A 16564-nucleotide genomic window follows, 5' to 3' on the forward strand; every position below is an offset into this window, starting at 1 on the left:
TTTTCTGCCTAATTTTTGTTATTAGTCATCGTCTTTATTGTAACTCCGGTGGAGCATCAACCAACAGTGGCGCCCAGCCCACCGCAGCACCACTGGAATAACGTAAGTCAACATAGTCAACGCGTTTATCCGTTGTTTGCTGCAAAAGCGGATACAGTTCAAGGAACCTATTTAACCGCTCTGACACATCTTTCTTACCCAGTTCGATTCTAACATCGTTGTCTAAAATAATTTGCCATGCATTTCTGGCTGTCATCGATAGCGATTTTAGCTTTAGATTATGTGCAGCTAATGTGTTCTTAAAGACTGTGAACTCTTTAAGAACCTCTTTTTGGCTACCTTGTGGCCCATAAAGCAACACATAATCGCCTTTACCATTTTCACTAACCGGTAAGTTAAATACCCGACCTTGTTCATCCACCATGTTTTGGTCGTTCCACCTAGCGAATGGGCGGTATTCAACAATATGAATTTTCAATTCATCTGGCCATTGTTTACGCACAGTCACTTGGCGTACCCATGGCATCATGCTTATTTGCTTCTGGATAGCGTTGACATCGACGGTCATAAACGTCCCCGGCTGCCCTAGCGCTAAAATAGCCTTTCTAACATCATCATTTTTGGTGTAATGGCGCTCACCCGTTAACACTAACTTGGACATCGGCAGTCGATCCGCATCTTTCATCCAAGTCATTACCATCCAACCACTCCAGATGATAGTGCCAACCACAAATAGGAAGAAAAATAACCCACCTAAAAATGCACCATTACTAGGTCCTCCAGAACGAGGATCCTCATCGTTCTTTTGATTATGATGCCTAACATTTAGTGCTGCTTGTGACATATCAACGAGCCAATCTCAAAATTTGCACAACTAACTGTGAAAAACTCATACCTGCCTGACGAGCAGCCATTGGCACTAGGCTATGGCTTGTCATACCTGGAGATGTATTAACTTCCAACAGATAAAATTGGCCATCGCTGTCTTGCATTACATCAACTCGCCCCCAGCCTTCACAACCAACAACTTGGTAAGCTTTCAGCGCTAAGTCTGCGAGTTCTGACTCAAGCTGTTCATCTAAACCACTTGGGCAAAAATATTGAGTTTCATCAGATAAATATTTCGCTTCGTAGTCATAAAAAATACCTGGTGGTTGAATACGAATTGGCGGTAGAGTGTTGTCTCCTAACACCGCGACCGTGAACTCAGGACCACTCAGCCATTTTTCAATTAACAACGTTTCATCAAATTGAAACGCAAGATCCAGTGCAGCAGGCAATGCCTCTAAGTTATCAACTTTACTCATACCAACACTGGAGCCTTCAAGGCTTGGCTTCACGATAAGCGGTAATCCGAGAAATTGCACTTTAGCGACAATTTGCTCATAAGAAGCCTGCTTATACTGCTGTTTTGTTAAGTAAACATACGGCGATACACTTAATCCTGCACCTTGCCATAATTGTTTTGTTCTCAACTTATCCATGCTAAGCGCTGAAGCCATAACACCACTGCCGGTATAAGGCAGATTTAGTGTTTCTAACAGCCCTTGTAATGTACCGTCTTCACCACCGCGGCCATGTAACGCAATAAAAACTTTGTTGAAACCTGCATCTTTCAATGTTTCTACAGGGAAATCTTGAGGGTCGATAGGATGAGCATCAATACCTGCTTGGCGTAGCCCTGCCAGCACAGCATTTCCTGACTGAAGTGAAACTTCACGTTCAGCAGATGAGCCTCCTAATAGAACCGCAACTTTCTCTGTCATTTTTATTCCTCAATCATCGGTGGCTGTAATTTTGCTTCTGCTAGGCTTTTGGCTATTTTACCAATATTTCCTGCGCCTTGAACTAAAATTAAATCATTTTCATCAAGAGTTTGAGCTAAAATATGTGGAATTTGTTCAATATCTGCAACATAAATAGGATCAATCTGACCACGACCACGAATTGAGCGGCACAATGAGCGGCTATCCGCACCTGGTACATGCTTTTCGCCCGCTGAATATACGTCTAACATTAGCAGCACATCAACCTGCCCCAAAACGTTAACAAAATCATCGTATAAGTCACGAGTACGAGTATAGCGATGCGGTTGGAATACCATAACAATACGCTTATCTGGCCAGCCTGCTCTCGCGGCTTTAATCGTTGCATCCACTTCGGTTGGGTGATGACCATAGTCATCCACTAGCATCACTTCACCGTCTTTGTCATTCACATTTCGCAGAGGGAAATTCCCTAGGAAATCAAAGCGACGCCCTGTTCCTTGAAATTCAACTAGTGCAGATAAAATATGTAAATCGTCAATACCTTCTTCTGTGGCGACCGCCACTGCGGCTGTCGCATTGAGAGCATTGTGACGCCCTGGTGCATTTAGAACCACCGTCAGTTCTGGCATATTTTCACGGGCAATAGTGAAAAAGCCTTGATTTCCTTTTTGCTCATATTGCGTGATACGCACATCAGCGTCTTCACTAAAACCATAAGTGGTGATATAGCGACCAATTTTGGGTAGCAACGAACGAATGACTGGATCATCAATACACATCACTGCGCGCCCGTAAAATGGCAAATTGTGTAAGAAATTAATGAACGTATTCGTTAAATTATCGAAGTCACCTTGGTAAGTATCCATATGGTCTGCTTCGATATTGGTCACAACTGCAACTAACGGTTGCAAATGCAAGAATGAAGCATCGCTTTCATCGGCTTCTGCGATCAAGTAGCGGCTACTACCTAAACGTGCATGCGTTCCTGCTGATTTAACCAATCCCCCATTCACAAATGTGGGGTCAAGGCCTGCTTGTGCATAAATCCCAGAAATCATTGCTGTCGTAGTGGTTTTCCCGTGGGTACCTGCAACAGCAATGCCATGACGATAACGCATTAATTCCGCTAACATTTCCGCACGACGAATAACAGGAATACGCAATTCTTTAGCGGCTTGAATTTCTGGGTTCTCACTTGAGATCGCTGTTGATACGACGACGACACTCGCATTTTCAACGTTCTCTGGACGGTGATTAAAGTAAATCGTTGCCCCTAATGCGGTTAATTGTTGAGTCACTGCATTCGGAGCTAAATCTGAACCACTAATTTCATAACCTTCATTTGCCAACACTTCAGCGATACCACCCATGCCAGCACCGCCGATGCCGACAAAATGGATGTGCCTGACTCTTCTCATTTCTGGCACTGATGTTCTTAATTTCGCTAATTGTTGTGTATTCACTATATTTCTTCGCTTCTAATTAATTCGGTATCAATTATGACTAATATTATTTAGCCACTTCACAGATCACGGCAGCAACTCGCTCTGTTGCATCAGTAATTGCACAACTATGTGCTTTTTCAGCCATTGAGAGTAATTCGTTTCTGTCCCATTGCCCTAATAAGCTCGCCACAGCATCTGCGGTAAATTGTGACTGTTCTAAAATTTTAGCCGCCCCCGCTTTTTCTAGCGGTAATGCGTTCCAATACTGTTGACGGTCTTTATGTTGAAAAGGAACAAAAATAGCCGGTAAACCTGCGGCTGCAATTTCACTTACGGTTAGTGCGCCAGACCGACAAACAACAATATCTGCCCATGCGTAAGCTTGCGCCATATCATCAATAAATTCAGTAACTTTATACTCAGAATTGACTGAAACTTGCATGTGCTCATTATACAATGCTTCTGTCGATTCCTTACTGCCTTTTCCCGCTTGATGCCAGATATTTAACTGTTTGCCTACTTTTTCAGCAACCAGAGGCATCACCTGATTTAAAATCCGTGCCCCTTGGCTACCACCGACAACCAATACGCGTATAGCGCCTTCTCGGCCCGCTAAACGTTCCTGTGGTGCAGGTAGAGCCAAAACATCTTCCCGTACTGGATTCCCTACAACTGGTGCGTCAGGAAATGCCCCCGGAAAGGCTTGTAATACTCTTTTTGCAATTCGAGATAGCCATTTATTCGTTAACCCTGCAATACCATTTTGTTCATGAAGCACAACGGGTACACCACATTGCCATGCCGCAATACCACCGGGCCCCGAAACATAGCCTCCCATGCCTAATACAGCATCTGGCTGATAACGCTTGATAATTGTTTTTGCTTGGCGAATCGCTTTATAAATACGCCATGGCGCCCCCAGTTGGGCGGCAATGCCTTTACCCCTGAGGCCAGAAATTTGAATAAATTCAATATCGATACCGTGTTTAGGCACTAATGTTGCTTCCATTCGGTCAGCCGTGCCTAACCAACGGATTTCCCACCCTTGAGCCTGCAAATAATGTGCCACGGCTAAACCTGGAAAAACATGTCCTCCAGTTCCACCTGCCATGACGAGTAATTTCTTTGCCTGACTCATTTAGTGCTCCTTACAAACGCCTGCGCTTTTTCAAGGCGTGTTTCAAAATCAATTCTCAGTAATATCGCAATGGCAGCAGCCATTACCAGTAAACTCGAACCACCATAACTAATTAATGGCAATGTTAACCCTTTTGTCGGTAACATTCCGGATGCAGCCCCAACGTTAACTAAGGCTTGGAAGGTAAACCAAATACCAATTGAACAAGCTAAATAACCACCGAATAATTGGTTTGACATCAATGCGCGACGGCCAATCATCATTGCTCTAAATGCCAACATAAAGACCATCAGCAGAACCAATACAACGCCAAAATACCCGAGCTCCTCAGCTAAAACCGAGAAAATAAAGTCTGTGTGTGCTTCTGGCAAATACTCTAATTTTTGTACTGAATTACCAAGCCCTTGCCCAAACACTTCACCACGACCAAAAGCCATTAAAGATTGGGTTAGCTGATAACCACTGCCAAACGGGTCATCCCACGGGTTCAAAAATGATGTAACACGACGTAAGCGGTACGGCTCAAACCAAATCAAAGCCAATACCCCCACTGCGCAAGCGGCAATACCAATAATAAACGGCGCTAACCTTGCGCCCGCTAAAAATAACAATCCCAGAGTGGTAACCACTAATACGATAACGGTCCCTAAGTCAGGCTGTAATAAAAGCAATGACGCCATAACAATCAAAATACACATCGGTTTAATAAAGCCAAGAAAACGGGTTCTGACTTCATCGGATTTACGCACCAAGTAACTGGACACATAGCAAAACAACGTAAATTTCGAAATTTCTGCCGGTTGAATTTTTACCAAACCGATGTCTATCCAGCGTGATGCCCCGTTAACTGAACTTCCTGCAACCAGCACCACCACTAGCATGCCAAGTGAAACCATCAACAAAATGAAATTGTACTTTTCCCAAACTGCCATCGGGATACGCATGACACCCAACGCTAAAATAAATGCGATAACGATATACACCACATCACGCTTAGCGAAATAGAACGGGTCTTCTGTTAAGCGTTGGCCAACTGGCATGGAAGCGGATGTAACCATGATAAAACCCACTGCGGCTAAACCGAATGCCAACCACACTAATGTACGGTCGTAAAGCGTTGAGCCTGAAATCACGCCATTTTTTTCACCAATGACCCAATTTTTTAAACGCATCGCACCCGGTATCGTCATTAACCTAACTCCTGGGCTAATTGAGCAAAGACAGTTCCACGCTGCTCAAAACTTTTAAACTGATCCAAACTGGCACATGCAGGGGATAACAGCACCATGTCCCCCGCTTTTAATTGTGGCGCAATTTGGCGTAAGCTTTGTTCCATAGTCTCAGTCAATACTGATTTTTCAGGTGCCATATCAGCTAATGCTTTCCCATCACGACCAAAGCAATATAAGCGGTAGTTATCCGCAGCAATATATTGTTTTAATGGTGAAAAATCGGCTGACTTGCCATCCCCACCTAATAATAAATAGATATTGCCATCCACGTGTAACCCATTTAACGCCGCTTCTGTACTTCCAACATTTGTGGCTTTAGAGTCATTAATCCAGCGAACACCGTTATTGAATAACACTAATTCGAAACGATGTGCTAACCCCGTATATTCTTTCAATACTTGAAGGCAAGCTGGACGAGGAATATCCACTGCATCCGCCAATGCTAACGCGGCTAACGCATTAAGGTAATTGTGTTGGCCGGTTAAGTGCATTTCATTGACATCTAATAGCTCTTTTCCTTGAGCCACTAACACCCGTTTTTGGGTATCAAAGAAATAATCACCACTATTTAAGCCAAAGCTAATGCATTCATCCAAAGTATGATTAGCGGGTAAGGTCAGTATATCTTGTACGTTAACAATGCAGTTTTGAGCATTGTGATAAATTTTTAATTTCGCTTCACGGTACTGTTCTAGACCTAATGGATATCTATCCATATGATCTTCACTAATATTTAAGACTGTCGCGGCGGTCGCTTCTAAACTTGAAGTGGTTTCTAATTGGAAGCTGGAAAGTTCTAAAACGTACAGATTATGCCCTGCATTGAGTAATGAAAGTGCTGGCGTACCAATGTTGCCACCTACACCAACTGAAATACCCGCTGATTTAGCCATTTCGCCAACCAATGACGTGACAGTGCTTTTACCATTTGAACCTGTAATCGCGACAATCGGTGCATCTGCTTCACGGCAAAATAATTCGATATCACCCACAATTTCGATGCCATTTTCTGCAGCCTGCTGTAATTGAGGGGTCGCTAACGCAATTCCTGGACTAGCAACAATTAAATCGGCGGCCTGTAACCAGCTATTATTCAAACTACCACTATGGCACTCTACATTTTCTGGGAGTTTATCTACACCAGGCGGTGCTGCACGGGTATCCATAACGCGAGGCACCACGCCGCGCTCAAGGAAAAAGTGAACGCAAGATAGGCCGGTGATCCCCAGCCCAATAATAACGACGTTCTTACCCTGATAATCAACCATCTTAACGCACCTTCAAGGTTGCCAGCCCAATCAGGACTAGCATTAACGAGATAATCCAGAAACGCACGATAACACGTGGTTCTGGCCAACCCTTCAATTCATAATGGTGGTGAATTGGTGCCATACGGAAAATACGTTGTCCACGCAATTTAAATGAACCGACTTGTAAAATAACTGACAGCGTCTCAACGACGAACACACCGCCCATAATCACTAATAAAAACTCTTGGCGCAGTAATACCGCAATAGTCCCTAGTGCACCGCCAAGCGCCAATGAGCCGACATCGCCCATAAATACTTGCGCTGGGTATGTGTTAAACCATAAGAAGCCTAACCCTGCCCCCACAATGGCAGTACAGACAATCACCAGTTCACCTGCATGGGGTAAAAATGGAATATGTAAGTAACTGGCAAAGTTGACGTTACCTGTTGCCCATGCCACTAATGCAAAACCTGCGGCAACAAATACCGTTGGCATGATAGCTAAGCCATCCAAGCCATCGGTTAGGTTTACTGCGTTACTGGTTCCAACAATCACAAAATAGGTCAGCAAAATATACAGCATGCCCAGTTGTGGCATTACGTCTTTAAAAAATGGTACAACTAACTGAGTTGCTGGGGTATCTTTACCAATCGCGTACATGGAAAAGGCAACAATTAACGCAATCACGGATTGCCAGAAATATTTCCAACGCGCGATTAAGCCACGAGTGTCTTTACGAACCACTTTCCGGTAGTCGTCAACAAAACCGACAATGCCATACCCGACTAGCACGAGTAGTACACACCAAACGTAAGGGTTGTCTAAGCGAGCCCATAACAACGTTGAAACGGTAATTGAAAATAAAATCAATAACCCGCCCATGGTTGGGGTCCCACGCTTACTAAAGTGAGACTCAGGGCCTTCGTTACGAACGACTTGACCAATTTGCATTTTCTGCAGGTAAGCAATTAAATGAGGCCCCATCCACAGAGCAATGGCGAGTGCCGTCAGCAAACCGACAATGGCCCTGAACGTCAAATAAGAAAAGACGTTCAGAACAGAAAACTTGTGGACTAACATTTCGGCAAGCCAGACTAACATTCGAAGCACTCCTTCAATGCATTCACAACATCTTCCATCGCGGAGCTGCGTGAACCTTTAACTAAAATAGAAACAACGTCCTTCTGCTGCGCTAGCGGAATTAGTCGGGTTAATAAATCTGCTTTCACTGTGAAGTGCTCACCACACTCACTAAATTGGCTGATCAACTCACTTAACTGACCAACACTGAATACCTTATCTAAACCCGCCTGCTTAGCGGCAACACCTACACGTTGGTGGCAATCTTCGGCATAATCACCCAGTTCCCCCATATCCCCTACCACTAAGATGCGGTAACCCGGCATTTTTTCGAGGACCTGAATTGCTGCGATCATTGAGCCATCATTGGCGTTATAAGTGTCATCTAATACCACTTTGTGTTCACTCAAGCGCACAGGGTATAAACGCCCAGGTACCGCTTGCGTTTTTGCTATGCCGTTTTTGATATCTTCTAGGCTAGCGCCGACAGAAATCGCCAATGCACTTGCCGCTAACACATTAGCAATGTTATGCCGCCCTGGTAATGGCAAGGTGATATCGACACTACCAACAGGGGTATGTAACACAAAATCTGTTGTTAGCTGTTTCACTTGAATATCAGAAGGATAGAAATCCGCTTTTGCTTGTGAAGTTAGCGAGTAATACCAAACAGTTTGGCGTGGCTGAAACTGCCATTTTTCACTGTAGCTATCAAGGTTAACAATTGCGGTTCCTTCTTCTGGAACACCTTGATAAATTTCACCTTTGGCTGTCGCAACCCCTTCCGGTGAACCAAAGCCCGCTAAGTGCGCAGCAAATAAATTGTTAACTAACGCCGCTTCTGGTTTAACAATATTGGTTGTGTAGGCGATTTCATTTGTGTGATTAGCACCCATTTCTATCACAGCGAATTCATCATCATTTGTTAAACGAAATAGTGTCAAAGGCACACCAATATCGTTGTTTAAATTACCGGCGGTATATAAGGTTTTACCGCGCTCAGATAAAATGGATGCGGTCATTTCTTTAACAGATGTTTTGCCCGAAGAGCCCGTCAAGCCAACGATTCGAGCTCTGCTCTGCTGACGAACCCATGCAGCCAATTGGCCCATCGCAATACGCGAGTCTTTCACGATAACTTGTGGGCAATCTACATTCAGCTTGCGCTCAACAAGTAACGCTTTAGCTCCCGTAACCACCACTTGTTGTGCGAAATCATGGGCGTCGAAGCGTTCACCTTTTAAGGCAATAAATAGGCAATTTTCAGCAATTTTGCGGCTATCGGTACTAACAGAGCTAATCAAAACATTGGTATCTGGAGCAGACTCAATCTGCCCTTGGGTAATCTGTGCCAGCTGAACGAGTGTTAAAGAGATCATGCGATTACCCCCAACAAACGTGCCACCGTTAAACGGTCGGAGTAATCTAGCTTGCGCTGACCAATAATTTGATAATCTTCATGACCTTTGCCTGCAATCACAATCACATCATCAGGAGATGCCTGCAAAATGGTGTTTGTCACTGCTTCTGGACGACCTGGAATGGCCAAGGCACGGCTGGAATCTAATAGTCCAGCCATGATGTCATTAATAATGTCGATAGGGTCTTCGCTGCGCGGGTTGTCATCTGTGATCACGATTTTATCTGCATATTCTTCTGCTGCGGCTCCCATCAGAGGGCGCTTACCTTTGTCACGGTCACCACCGCAACCAAATACACACCATAATTGCCCTTTGCAATGTAAGCGTGCTGCCGCTAAGGCTTTTTCTAAGGCATCAGGAGTATGCGCATAATCAACAACAACTGTCGGTTTATTCGGTGCACTAAACACTTCCATACGGCCGCAAACTGGTGACAATGAAGATGTAGCAGCCAGCAGTTTGTTTAACGGATAATCCATCATCAGCAAAGTTGCCATTGCCACTAATAAGTTGCTGACATTAAATGCTCCCATCAATGGGCTTTCAAAGTCACCATTTCCCCATGAGGAATCAAAATGGATAGTGGCGCCTTTGTCGTGGTATTCAACTTCCGTTGCTTTTAACCATGGGCCTTGCCAATCTTGAGGAATTTTGTTTTCCATGGTCACCGCGCACGCTTGTGGTAAACGCTGCAGCCACTTCAAACCAATCGCATCATCCGCATTGATAATTTGCGATTTTGTATTATGTGTGGAAAACAATAGCCATTTCGCGGCTTCATAGCTTTCCATATCGCCGTGATAATCAAGGTGATCACGGCTTAAATTAGTGAACACAGCGGCATCAAACTGTAAGTCTGCGACACGGCCTTGTACTAATCCATGGGAAGAAACTTCCATCGCTGTTAATGTTGCTTTTTGGTTCAATAACTGGGTCAATTCAAGTTGAATATCTACCGCAGAGCCCGTGGTATTTTCGCTTGGTGACACATGGCCTAATAGGCCATTACCCACGGTTCCCATTACTGCGCTAGTTTCCCCTAGCCCTTGAGCCCACTGAGCAATTAATTGTGTGGTGGTGGTTTTACCGTTAGTCCCCGTCACACCAACGAGTTTCATTTTTGCAGAAGGTTGGTGGTAAAACTCACCGGCCAGTGCAGATAAACGGTTATTCAGGTCATTCAAATAAATAACAGGTACGCCATGAACGAAACGAATTTCGCCTTCAACGGCTTCACCTTCCGCCTCTGCTATTACAGCGGAAACCCCTTGAGCAATCGCTTGAGGAATATAGTGTCGCCCATCCGATTGATGACCTTTTATTGCAATAAACAGATCGCCCGCGGCAGCCTTTCGACTGTCTAGCGTCATCTCACGCAGTGAGATTGGAGTTGTGCTCACACCAAAGGGTGAGAGTAGGTCACAAAGATTACGATCTGCCACTTTTAACCTCTTTTTGACTATTTACGATTTCATTTTGTTCGTTTGGTTGCAATGCATCGGGTTCAACATTCATCAACCGCAAGACCCCACCCATGATTGAGCCAAATACGGGGGCAGAAACCGCACCACCATAGTATTTACCTGCACTTGGCTCATTGATAAGCACAACTAACGCATAGCGTGGATTACTCGCAGGCGCAACACCTGCGGCATAAGCTAAATATTTATTAACATAGCGCCCTTCAGGGCCCACTTTTTTTGCTGTACCGGTTTTAATGGCAATGCGATAGCCTTTAATGGCTGCTCGAGCTCCCCCGCCGCCGGGTAGAGCTACACTCTCCATCATATGCACCACAGTACGCATAATTGGCTCAGGAAAAACACGCGTCCCTGGCACGGGAGGGTCAACTTTAGTGATTGATAGAGGCCGGTAAATACCGAAACTCCCTATCGTTGCATAGGCTCGCGCTAACTGTAACGGTGTTACCATTTGCCCGTAGCCAAAAGAAAAGGTGGCCCTTTCTAAATCAGACCACCGTGTTTTTTTACTTGGAAAGATGCCACTACTTTCCCCGACTAACCCCAGATTAGTCGGCTTGCCAAACCCAAAGCGGCTATACACATCCACCAGCTCAGTGGCAGGCATCGCTAACGCAAGTTTTGAAACACCTACGTTACTCGACTTCTGTAAAATCCCAGTAATAGTTAGCTCAGCGTATCGTGCTACGTCCTTGATCTCATGACCACTAATACGATACGGATAAGTATTAATTACTGAGTTTTCTTTAATAATTTTGTTATGTAGCGCACTCATTACCACCATAGGTTTTACTGTTGAGCCCGACTCAAAAATATCCGTAATGGCGCGGTTACGCATCGCATCCATTGATGTACCCGTTAAGTTATTTGGGTTATAGGATGGGCTATTCGCCATTGCTAAAATTTCACCGGTATGAACATCAACTAAAATTGCCACACCCGATTCCGCTTTATTTTCCTGCACACCACGTGTTAATTCACGGTAAACAATGGATTGAATACGTTCATCAATACTTAATGTCAGATTATGCGCAGCTTGGCTGTCAATAGACGAAATGGTTTCAATCACTCGCCCATTACGGTCTTTACGGACTGTACGTTCACCCGGCGCACCTTTTAACCAACGGTCAAAGCTTTTTTCGACGCCTTCAATCCCTTCACCATCAATGTTTGTTACCCCCAGTAAGTGAGCGGTAACTGGGCCTGATGGGTAATAACGACGAGATTCTTTGCGTAAGTAAATACCCGGTATTTTTAATTTTTTAACGTAATCACCAATAGATGGGTTAACTTGGCGCGCTAAATACACAAAACGGCCTCTTGGATTGGCCGATATTTTGCTCGTAATTTGTTCTAATGGAATTTCAAGTGCGTCTGCCAGTGCTTTCCAGTGTTCGTCATTGCTTATTCCCCCTTTTTCAAATACCTCTTTGGGGTCTGCCCAGATCGCATTGACTGGCACACTCACGGCAAGTTGCCGCCCTTCTCGGTCGCTAATCATACCTCGTGATGTCGCAACTTCTTGCACTCGTAAAGAGCGCATATCGCCTTCTTTCACCAGTTTCTCTGGCGCAATAATTTGCAGATAAGCCACCCGCGTTAACAACCCTGCTAACGCTAAGACAATGCATCCGCACAGCAAAATAAAGCGCCAGCGGACAAAGCTGGTACTTTCTTCTTGTTTCTTATTTTTCGCTGTTTTTGGTGCTTTCATTAGGAACCTTTTTATTGCTTAGAAACAATAATTTTTTCTTGTGATGGTTCAACTTGCACCATCTGTAATTTTTCAACCGATAAACGTTCTATTCGGCTATAGCTCGCAAGGGCGTTTTCTTCAAGGATCAAATTACGCCATTCGATATCTAACAAGTCTTTTTCTTCATACAACTTATCTTTTGCGGCCGTTAGTAAACGCGTTTCATGTGCCGTCGTTACCACAAAAACAGCACTGATAATAATTGCCACTAATAAAATCAAAGGAACGATGCCATAACGAAATAAATCACGCCCAATGACGCGAGCTAGGCTGTGCCTTTCTGGAACCATTATTCCGCCGCCTTCTCAGCAAACCGCAACACGGAACTACGTGCGCGTGGATTTTCATTAATTTCGTTTTCCGAAGGTTTCATCTTACCTAGGTCACGTAACTGCGCTGCACCTAATTCTTTAATCTGCGCTTCAGTAAGAGGAATACCTGCTGGCACCGATGGACCTTTACTATTTTTGCGAATAAACCGTTTTACTAACCTGTCTTCCAACGAATGGAAACTGATAACTGATAAACGCCCTTGTGGTGCTAAAACGTTCATTGCGCCTTCTAACGCTTTTTCTATTTCTTCCAATTCACTGTTGATATAAATTCGAATGGCTTGGAAGCTACGCGTCGCTGGGTGCTTATGTCGGTCTTTCATTGGGCTAACTTTTGCAATTAATTCAGCAAGATGCCGTGTGCGTGTTAACGGTTCTTCTTCCGGGTTATGATTACGCTCAACAATCGCTCTCGCAATTCGTTTCGCAAAACGCTCTTCACCAAAAGTTTTTAAAACCCAAGCTATGTCATCCGCTTCTGCGTCCATCAACCATTGCTGTGCAGATTGCCCTTTGGTTGGGTCCATCCTCATATCTAACGGCCCGTCACGCATAAAGGAAAATCCGCGTTCAGCGTCATCTAACTGGGGTGAAGAAACGCCTAAATCCAGCAGTACGCCATCAATTTGCCCGACTAACCCTTCTTCTTCGACATACTCTGCAATCGCAGAAAATGGGCCATGTTTAATCATAAAACGAGGGTCATCAATAGTTTGAGCCGCTTTTATTGCCTCTGGGTCACGGTCTATGGCGATTAAACGACCATTTTCGCCAAGCTGACTTAATATCAACCTTGAATGACCACCACGACCAAATGTGCCATCAATGTAGATACCGTTAGGTTTAATGTTTAAGCCATTAACGGCTTCATCCAGTAATACTGTTACGTGTTTAAATTGCTGTTGCGTCATTATTAAAGTGACAAATCCTGTAAGCGGGCTGAAAGTGGTTCATTGGTAAGGCGCTCAGCGGCAATATCATCTTCCACTTGCTGATACCAAGTTTGTTCATCCCAAAGTTCAAATTTATTAATCTGGCCAACCAACATGACCTCTTTGGTTAGCCCTGCGTGTTGACGCAATGTACTGGCTAACAAAAGACGCCCCGCGTTGTCCATTTGGCATTCACTTGCATGGCCCAATAACAGCCGTTGCACGCGTCGTTCAGCAGGGTTCATCGTCGATAACCGAGAAAGCTTTTCTTCGATAATCTCCCACTCAGGTAAGGTATAAAGCAGCAGACATGGCTGGTGAAGGTCAATGGTACAAACCATTTGCCCTTTCGATTCCTCGTTCAGCATTCCTCGATAACGAGTCGGCACGGTTAGACGCCCTTTGCTGTCGAGATTAACCAGTGTTGCCCCACGAAACATACCCGATTAAACCCCTTTTATTTCCAAGCCACCCACTTTACCCCACAATTCACCACATATAAAGTTTACGAATGGTATGAAAACGTTGTCAAGCCAGTCGCACTCAGCTTTAGCTTTATTTACAGAACAATTCAGAAAAAATAAGGGTAGGTAAAATATGACTTGGAAAGAAAATGCGAAATAACAAGTTGATATAATTAATATATTTTATAAAGTGCAACTTAAATAAGCGAGATCACTCTAGATTGCTGCAAAATCATACAAATCATTATAAATTCAACTTAAGTCTCATTTTTAATCAGTATATCTTGTACCGGTTATTTACTTTTATTGAGTCCCCAAATAATCATTAATATCTAATAATGGTAAAAACACCCCGAAAGAAAAATAAAATCATTAAATATCAACATAATAAATAACTGTTTTAATAAACAGTATTTAATTTTAAATATTTATCGCACAAATCAGTAATACATCTACAATAAATTTATATTAATTTAATCATCCGATTTAGCTTTCATTTTAAAATCAGCAATAAATATCTTAAGATAAATCCTAAAGTTAAATATTTACCTACTTTTAGCTTATAAAAAAAAAGCCCCTATAAGATAGGGGCCGTTATATTACTCATTATTGTGACCAACATCACTCATTATCGTGTAAATATTCACTGTTCGATTAAAGTTAAGTCTATTTTACTACTGCTTACGACCTAAACTTCCACGACGGCATAAATCACGGCGAATGCGAGTAATACCAGGTTCCGGTTTTTGCTTTTCATCAAGGCTGGCAAGTACTAATTCTAAAATACGTTCAGCGATATCCCTATGGCGTTGTGCAAGGGAAAGCACTGGGCACTCGAGAAAATCTAATAACTCATTATCACCAAATGTGGCAATGACCATGTGCTCAGGTAAACGACCACTACGTTTCAACGCAACATCTAATACTCCTTGTAGTAAGGAAAATGATGTTGTAAATAACGCGTCAGGCATCTCGTTACCGCTATCAAGCCAATGTGCAAAAACCTCTGCTGCTGAATCGCGTTCATAGCTATTTGCATACAGATAATCAATCTTGCGCGGGTCTTCATGCCATGCTTTACGGAAACCTTGCTCGCGTAAATAGCTGACAGACAGTTCAGGTAACGCCCCCAAATACAATACGGATTCAGCATTAAACTTGCGTAGTTCTGCTGAAATCATGAAAGCATCTTCTTGGTCATCACCAACGACACTAATAAAATGCTCTTTTTCAAGGGCTCTATCAAGTGCGATAATCGGTAAAGAACGGTTCGCCCAACGCTGATAAAACGGGTGTTCCGGCGGTAAAGCTGTCGAAACAATAATGGCGTCAACTTGTCGTTGTAAAAGGTGCTCAACACAACGAATTTCATTGTCAGGTTGGTCTTCTGAGCATGCTATCAGTAGTTGATAACCACGTTGACGCGCCTGCCTTTCAAGGTAATTTGCTATACGGGTATAGCTGGTATTTTCCAAGTCTGGGATCACTAACCCTATAGAACGGGTACGCCCTGCTCGTAGCCCCGCAGCAACTGCATTTGGATGGTAATTGTGCTCTCTGACGACTGCCATCACTTTTTCTACAGTTTTATCGCTGACTCGATACTGCTTGGCCTTGCCGTTGATCACATAACTAGCCGTTGTGCGGGAAACACCCGCTAGACGGGCTATCTCATCCAGTTTCACGTTAACCTCTTTACAATTTTGGGAATAGCCCCGAATCATTCGGGGCCTTAAACGCGATTATTCTACCTTCGGAAGATAAATTTTTCATCGCATAATTTTATCACCGCGTGAAACTCCGACGATCCCTGAGCGTACAACTTCAACAATTTCAGCAACACCACGCACTGATTCGATAAAAGCATCCAGTTTTTCGCTTGTTCCCGCTAGCTGAACGGTATAAAGCGTTGGGGTTACATCAACAATTTGTCCACGGAAAATATCCGCACAGCGCTTCACTTCATCACGCCCATATCCAGAGGCCTGTAGCTTCACTAACATGATTTCACGTTCAATATGTGCTGACGCCGTCAGCTCACTGACACGTAGCACATCAACCAATTTATGCAATTGTTTCTCAATTTGCTCAAGAACTTTTGCATCCCCTTTAGTTTGGATAGTCATACGTGACAATGTTGGATCGTCCGTTGGCGCCACGGTCAAACTTTCAATATTATAACCACGCTGAGAGAACAGACCTATGACACGGGACAAAGCACCTGATTCATTTTCTAATAAAACGGATAAAATACGACGCATGA

General features: G+C 43.8%; 15 protein-coding genes. All 15 read right to left on the reverse strand.

Annotation, left to right across the window (positions count from 1 at the left end; all coding sequences use genetic code 11):
- Positions 1–34: 34 nt before the first annotated feature.
- On the reverse strand, positions 35–844 hold the full coding sequence (gene ftsQ / locus SJ312_RS07935) for a cell division protein FtsQ (protein ID WP_004262025.1): 810 nt from the start codon (positions 842–844) through the stop codon (positions 35–37).
- Between the two features lies 1 nt (position 845).
- Positions 846–1766: a D-alanine--D-alanine ligase gene (locus tag SJ312_RS07940; RefSeq protein ID WP_112307299.1), complete on the reverse strand. Its 921-nt coding sequence runs from the start codon at positions 1764–1766 to the stop codon at positions 846–848.
- Between the two features lie 2 nt (positions 1767–1768).
- Complete coding sequence (gene murC / locus SJ312_RS07945; protein ID WP_319867371.1) at positions 1769–3232, reverse strand: UDP-N-acetylmuramate--L-alanine ligase; 1464 nt, start codon at positions 3230–3232, stop codon at positions 1769–1771.
- Positions 3233–3278: 46 nt separating this feature from the next.
- Positions 3279–4352, reverse strand: coding sequence for an undecaprenyldiphospho-muramoylpentapeptide beta-N-acetylglucosaminyltransferase (murG, locus tag SJ312_RS07950; protein WP_004262030.1), 1074 nt, complete (start codon positions 4350–4352; stop codon positions 3279–3281).
- Positions 4349–5542 carry a cell division protein FtsW gene (gene ftsW / locus SJ312_RS07955; protein ID WP_004262031.1) on the reverse strand — a complete coding sequence of 398 codons (1194 nt, stop codon included), beginning with the start codon at positions 5540–5542 and terminating at the stop codon, positions 4349–4351. Before ftsW ends, murG begins: the two co-directional genes overlap by 4 nt.
- Complete coding sequence (gene murD / locus SJ312_RS07960) at positions 5542–6852, reverse strand: UDP-N-acetylmuramoyl-L-alanine--D-glutamate ligase (RefSeq protein WP_110592159.1); 1311 nt, start codon at positions 6850–6852, stop codon at positions 5542–5544. The genes ftsW and murD overlap by 1 nt, the downstream gene beginning before the upstream one ends.
- 1 nt (position 6853) lies before the next feature.
- Positions 6854–7936, reverse strand: coding sequence for a phospho-N-acetylmuramoyl-pentapeptide-transferase (mraY, locus tag SJ312_RS07965; RefSeq protein WP_004262035.1), 1083 nt, complete (start codon positions 7934–7936; stop codon positions 6854–6856).
- The gene (murF, locus tag SJ312_RS07970; protein WP_319867372.1) at positions 7930–9294 is read right to left on the reverse strand and encodes a UDP-N-acetylmuramoyl-tripeptide--D-alanyl-D-alanine ligase; all 1365 of its coding nucleotides are present in this window, start codon (positions 9292–9294) and stop codon (positions 7930–7932) included. The genes mraY and murF overlap by 7 nt, the downstream gene beginning before the upstream one ends.
- Entirely contained in the window at positions 9291–10778 is a 1488-nt protein-coding gene (murE, locus tag SJ312_RS07975; RefSeq protein WP_110592161.1) for a UDP-N-acetylmuramoyl-L-alanyl-D-glutamate--2,6-diaminopimelate ligase, read from the reverse strand. Before murE ends, murF begins: the two co-directional genes overlap by 4 nt.
- Positions 10765–12531 carry a peptidoglycan glycosyltransferase FtsI gene (gene ftsI, locus SJ312_RS07980; protein WP_319867374.1) on the reverse strand — a complete coding sequence of 589 codons (1767 nt, stop codon included), beginning with the start codon at positions 12529–12531 and terminating at the stop codon, positions 10765–10767. Before ftsI ends, murE begins: the two co-directional genes overlap by 14 nt.
- A gap of 11 nt (positions 12532–12542) precedes the next feature.
- Entirely contained in the window at positions 12543–12863 is a 321-nt protein-coding gene (gene ftsL, locus SJ312_RS07985) for a cell division protein FtsL (RefSeq protein WP_272657464.1), read from the reverse strand.
- Positions 12863–13816, reverse strand: coding sequence for a 16S rRNA (cytosine(1402)-N(4))-methyltransferase RsmH (rsmH, locus tag SJ312_RS07990; protein WP_110592162.1), 954 nt, complete (start codon positions 13814–13816; stop codon positions 12863–12865). The genes ftsL and rsmH overlap by 1 nt, the downstream gene beginning before the upstream one ends.
- Before the next feature lie 2 nt (positions 13817–13818).
- Positions 13819–14277 carry a division/cell wall cluster transcriptional repressor MraZ gene (mraZ, locus tag SJ312_RS07995; RefSeq protein WP_004262043.1) on the reverse strand — a complete coding sequence of 153 codons (459 nt, stop codon included), beginning with the start codon at positions 14275–14277 and terminating at the stop codon, positions 13819–13821.
- A 698-nt stretch (positions 14278–14975) separates the two neighbouring features.
- The gene (gene cra / locus SJ312_RS08000; protein ID WP_094961381.1) at positions 14976–15986 is read right to left on the reverse strand and encodes a catabolite repressor/activator; all 1011 of its coding nucleotides are present in this window, start codon (positions 15984–15986) and stop codon (positions 14976–14978) included.
- Between the two features lie 84 nt (positions 15987–16070).
- Complete coding sequence (gene ilvN / locus SJ312_RS08005) at positions 16071–16562, reverse strand: acetolactate synthase small subunit (protein WP_004262045.1); 492 nt, start codon at positions 16560–16562, stop codon at positions 16071–16073.
- Positions 16563–16564: the final 2 nt, after the last annotated feature.

Origin of the sequence: Providencia sp. CIM-Carb-044 (genome assembly GCF_033901115.1) — a bacterium.
GTDB classification, from domain to species: Bacteria; Pseudomonadota; Gammaproteobacteria; order Enterobacterales; family Enterobacteriaceae; genus Providencia; species Providencia hangzhouensis.